3 protein-coding genes are annotated in these 4347 nt (G+C 72.0%); all 3 read left to right on the plus strand.

Features of this window, described 5'->3' with window-relative positions; all coding sequences use genetic code 11:
• The first annotated feature begins 42 nt into the window (after positions 1-42).
• The 3 genes from KDH83_RS29760 to KDH83_RS29770 are packed head-to-tail and all read left to right on the plus strand — an operon-like array spanning position 43 to position 4329.
• Entirely contained in the window at positions 43-792 is a 750-nt protein-coding gene (locus KDH83_RS29760) for a DUF3348 domain-containing protein (RefSeq protein ID WP_212322432.1), read from the plus strand.
• A gap of 10 nt (positions 793-802) precedes the next feature.
• Positions 803-3682: a DUF802 domain-containing protein gene (locus tag KDH83_RS29765; RefSeq protein ID WP_212322434.1), complete on the plus strand. Its 2880-nt coding sequence runs from the start codon at positions 803-805 to the stop codon at positions 3680-3682.
• Positions 3679-4329, plus strand: coding sequence for an OmpA family protein (locus KDH83_RS29770; RefSeq protein WP_212322435.1), 651 nt, complete (start codon positions 3679-3681; stop codon positions 4327-4329). Before KDH83_RS29765 ends, KDH83_RS29770 begins: the two co-directional genes overlap by 4 nt.
• Positions 4330-4347 lie beyond the last annotated feature (18 nt).

Below are 4347 nucleotides of genomic sequence, written 5' to 3' on the forward strand. Positions count from 1 at the left end.
CCTCGCCAGCGTGTAAACTCCCCCCTTTTTGGCTCTGGTGGTATGGTGCAAGCCCCTCGGCGCACAGGTTTCAGCGGCCCGACGCTCGTTCGCTTGCTTGCTCGCCTGACGGACGTCGACGTTCCCGAATCCGGACAATCCCTTTCCGACCGGCTCAGCCTCTGGCTGGGCTGGACGGACGCCATCGCGCTCGCCGCCGTGCTGGACGGCAAGCCGCCGGCCATGGCGCCGGGCGGCCCGGCGTTCGACAGCGAACAGGACCGGGCAAGCCTGAAGCTGCGGACCACGCTGGCCGATGCCATCGCCAGCGACACCGAGTTCACCGCCGCCCGGCCCCGCGGCCGGCAGCCGCCCTCGCGGACGCAGGCCGTGCCCAAGGCGCCGACCGACGCCGACTACTCCAGCTTCCGCCAGCGCTACGTGTCGCTGCAGCACACGATGGAGAACGGCATCGGCGGCCTGCGCAGCCGCCTGCGCGGCATGCTGGCCGGACGCAATCCGGAAATGACCCGGCTGGCGATGGTGGACGCCATCATGGAAAGATCGCTCAGCGTGCGCGAACGCGCCCTCATGACGACCATTCCGACGCTGCTCGGCGCGCATTTCGAGCGGCTGCGCAAGGCCGAGCAATCGGCGCAGGAAGAAGCCGAGGCGGCGGACATGCCGCCGCCGGCCAAGCCCGGCGCCTGGCTGGACACGTTTCGCAAGGACATGCGCAGCGTGCTGCTGGCCGAACTGGACATTCGTTTTCAACCGGTGGAAGGGCTGCTCGCGGCGCTTCGCACCCGCTAATTAGGACACTATGTCCCGATACCTCATCAATCTGGTCGTTTTTCTTGTGGGCCTGGCCGCGGCGGGCTGGATCGGCGCGGGCTATGTCGGCTCGAACCCATTGGCGCTCGGCGTCACGCTGCTGATCGCCCTGTTCTACATGGCGGGCGCCTTCGAGCTGTACCGCTACGGCCGCGCCACCAGCGGGCTGCGCCAGGCGGTGGCCCGGCTGGACGCCCCGCCCGCCTCGCTGGCCGGCTGGCTCGACTCCCTGCCGCCCAGCCTGCGCCACGCCGCCCGGCTGCGCATCGAAGGCGAGCGCGCCGCCCTGCCCGGCCCCTCGCTCACGCCCTACCTGGTCGGCCTGCTGGTCTTGCTGGGCATGCTCGGCACCTTCCTGGGCATGGTGGTCACGCTGCGCGGCACCGGCCTGGCGCTGGAAAGCGCCACCGACCTGCACGCCATCCGCGCCTCGCTGGCCGCGCCGGTCAAGGGCCTGGGCTTCGCCTTCGGCACCTCGATCGCCGGCGTCGCCACCTCGGCCATGCTGGGCCTGCTGTCCGCGCTCTGTCGGCGCGACCGCATCCTGGCCTCGCAGCAGTTCGACGCCCGCGTCGCCACCACGCTGCGCCCCTATTCGCAAAGCTATCAGCGCGAGGAAACGCTCAAGCTGCTGCAGCGCCAGGCCGACGCCATGCCGGCCCTGGCCGAGCGCCTGCAGGCCATGATCGATGCCGTCGAGCGCCAGGGCCAGGCCATGAATGACCGCCAGCTCGCCAGCCAGGACGCCTTCCAGGGCAAGGCCGAGGCCGCCTACGGCCGCCTGGCCGCCTCGGTCGAACAGACGCTCAAGGCCAGCGTGGCCGACAGCGCCCGCGCCGCCGGCGCGGCGCTGCAGCCCGTGGTGGAAGCCACCATGACCGGCCTGGCGCGCGAGACCGCCGCGCTGCGCGACACCGTGTCCGACGCGGTGCAGCGCCAGCTCGACGGCCTGTCCGCCGGATTCCGCGAATCCACCGCCGACGTGGCCGGCATCTGGGCGCGCGCGCTGGACGGCCAGCAGCGCGCCAACGAAACGCTGGCGAACGACCTGCGCGTCTCGCTGGATCAGTTCGCCGCCACCTTCGCGCAGCGCTCCGCCGCGCTGATGGACGGCATGTCCACGCGCATGGAAGCCTCGGCCGGCAAGCTGTCCGATGTCTGGGACGGCGCGCTGTCGCGCCAGGAACGCGCCGGCGAGAAGCTGGCCGGCGACAACCAGCAGGCGCTGGCCTCGGCCGCCGCCGCGCTCGAACGCCAATCGGCCGCGCTGGTGCAGGCCGTGAGCCAGTCCCACGCCGACCTGCAGTCCGCGCTGATGGCGCGCGACGAGCAGCGCCTGGCCGCCTGGAACGCGTCGCTGGGTTCGGTCTCGGCCTCGCTGCGCCAGGAATGGGAACAGGCGGCGGCGCAGACCGCCGGCCGCCAGCAGGAGATCTGCGACGCGTTGGCGCTGACCGCCCAGCGCATCTCCGACCACACCCAGCTGCAGGCCGGCGAGACCATCGCCGAGATCAGCCGACTGGTGCAGGCCGCGGCCGACGCGCCCAAGGCCGCCGCCGCGCTGCAGGCCGAGCTGGCCGCGCGCGACCAGGATCGCCTGCAGGCCTGGACGGCCTCGCTGGAGAACATGACCGCCGCGCTGCGCCAGGAATGGCAGCAGGCTGGCGCCGAGGCGGCCAGCCGCCAGCGCGAGATCTGCGACGCGCTGTCGCTCGCCGCGCAGAACATCTCCGAACAGGCGCGCACCCAGGCCAGCGGCACGCTGGCCGAGATCAACCGGCTGGTCGACGCCGCCGCCGACGCGCCCAAGGCCGCCCTCGCCCTGCAGGGCGAGCTGGCCGCGCGCGACCGCGAGCGCCTGGACGCCTGGAGCGGCTCGCTGGCCGAGATGGCCGCCGCGCTGCGCCAGGAATGGCAGCAGGCCGGCGCCGACGCCGCCAGCCGCCAGCGCGAAATCTGCGATGCCCTGCTGCTGGCCGCGCAGGACATCTCCGAGCAAGGCCGCGCCCAGGCCAGCGGCACGCTGGCGGAAATCAACCGCCTGGTCGATGCCGCCGCCGAGGCGCCCAAGGCCGCCGTCGCCCTGCAAGGCGACCTGGTGGCCCGCGACGAGGCCCGCCTGGACGCCTGGACCGGCTCGCTGGCCGGCATGGCCGCCGCGCTGCGCGAGGAATGGCAGCAGACCGGCGCCGCCACCGCCAGCCGCCAGCAGGAAATCTGCGACGCGCTGGCCCAGGCCGCGCGCGACATCTCCGAGCACACCCACACCCACGCCAGCGCCACCATCGCCGAGATCGAGCGCCTGGCGCAGGCCGCGTCCGAAGCGCCGCGCGCCGCCGCCGAGGTCATCGGCGAACTGCGCCAGAAGCTGTCCGACAGCCTGGCCCACGACAACGCCATGCTGGAAGAGCGCGGCCGCCTGCTCGACACGCTGGCGACCCTGCTGGACGCCGTCAATCTCGCCTCCACCGAGCAGCGCGCCGCCGTGGACGCGCTGGTCGGCACCACCTCGGAACTGATGGACCGGGTGGGCGCGCAGTTCTCGGAACGCGTCGAATCCGAAACCGGCAAGCTGGCCGAGATCTCGGCCCAGGTCACCGGCAGCGCCGTCGAAGTGGCCAGCCTGGGCGAGGCCTTCGGCGCCGCCGTGCAGCTGTTCAGCGCGTCCAACGACAAGCTGGCCACGCAGCTCGAACGCATCGAGGCGGCGCTGGACAAGTCCATCGCCCGTGGCGACGAACAGCTCTCCTACTACGTGTCGCAAGCGCGTGAAGTGGTGGACCTGAGCCTGATGTCGCAGAAGCAGATCATTGAAGACCTGCAGCACCTGGCCAGCCAGCGCGCCGACGCGGGAACCGAGGCCGCATGAGCGAGGACTTCGACGCCGGCGTGGACTCCACCGCGCCCACCTGGGCGGTCTTTGGCGACCTGATGTCGGTGCTGCTGGGCTCGTTCGTGCTGATCCTGGTCAGCGTGATCGGCATGCAGCTCGAACTGTCGACCCAGCTGGAAGACGAGGTCAAGCAGCGCCAGGAGGAAACCCATCGCCGCGAAAGCCTGGAACAGGTGCTGGCCGGCCCGCTGGCCGCCGGCCGCGTCACGCTGGTCAACGGCCGCATCGGCATCAGCGGCAGCGTGCTGTTCGCGCTGAACTCCGACCAGCTCCAGCCCGAGGGCCGCGAGCTGCTCAAGAGCCTGGCCGAACCGCTCACCGCCTACCTCGGCACGCGCCAGGAGATCCTGATGGTCAGCGGCTTCACCGACGACCAGCAGGTGCGCGAGGGCAACCGACGCTTCGCCGACAACTGGGACCTGTCGGCCCAGCGCGCACTGACCGTGACCCGCACCCTGATCGAAGCCGGCGTGCCGTCCTCGTCGCTGTTCGCCGCGGCCTTCGGCTCGGAGCAGCCGGTGGCCTCGAACGCCGACGCCGAGGGCCAGGCCAAGAACCGCCGCGTGGAAATCGCGCCCGTGCCGCGCCTGGCTGGCGACCCCGCCAAGAAACCGAATGAGTGACCGCGCGCAGGCCGACGC

Source organism: Achromobacter sp. Marseille-Q0513 (assembly GCF_018195695.1).
Lineage (GTDB): Bacteria > Pseudomonadota > Gammaproteobacteria > Burkholderiales > Burkholderiaceae_B > Achromobacter.

Bases quoted from the DNA above. Each gene is read 5' to 3' on its own strand.
- KDH83_RS29760 (WP_212322432.1), top strand. From the start codon at position 43: ATGGTGCAAGCCCCTCGGCGCACAGGTTTCAGCGGCCCGACGCTCGTT.
- KDH83_RS29770 (WP_212322435.1), top strand. From the start codon at position 3,679: ATGAGCGAGGACTTCGACGCCGGCGTGGACTCCACCGCGCCCACCTGG.
- KDH83_RS29765 (WP_212322434.1), top strand. From the start codon at position 803: ATGTCCCGATACCTCATCAATCTGGTCGTTTTTCTTGTGGGCCTGGCC.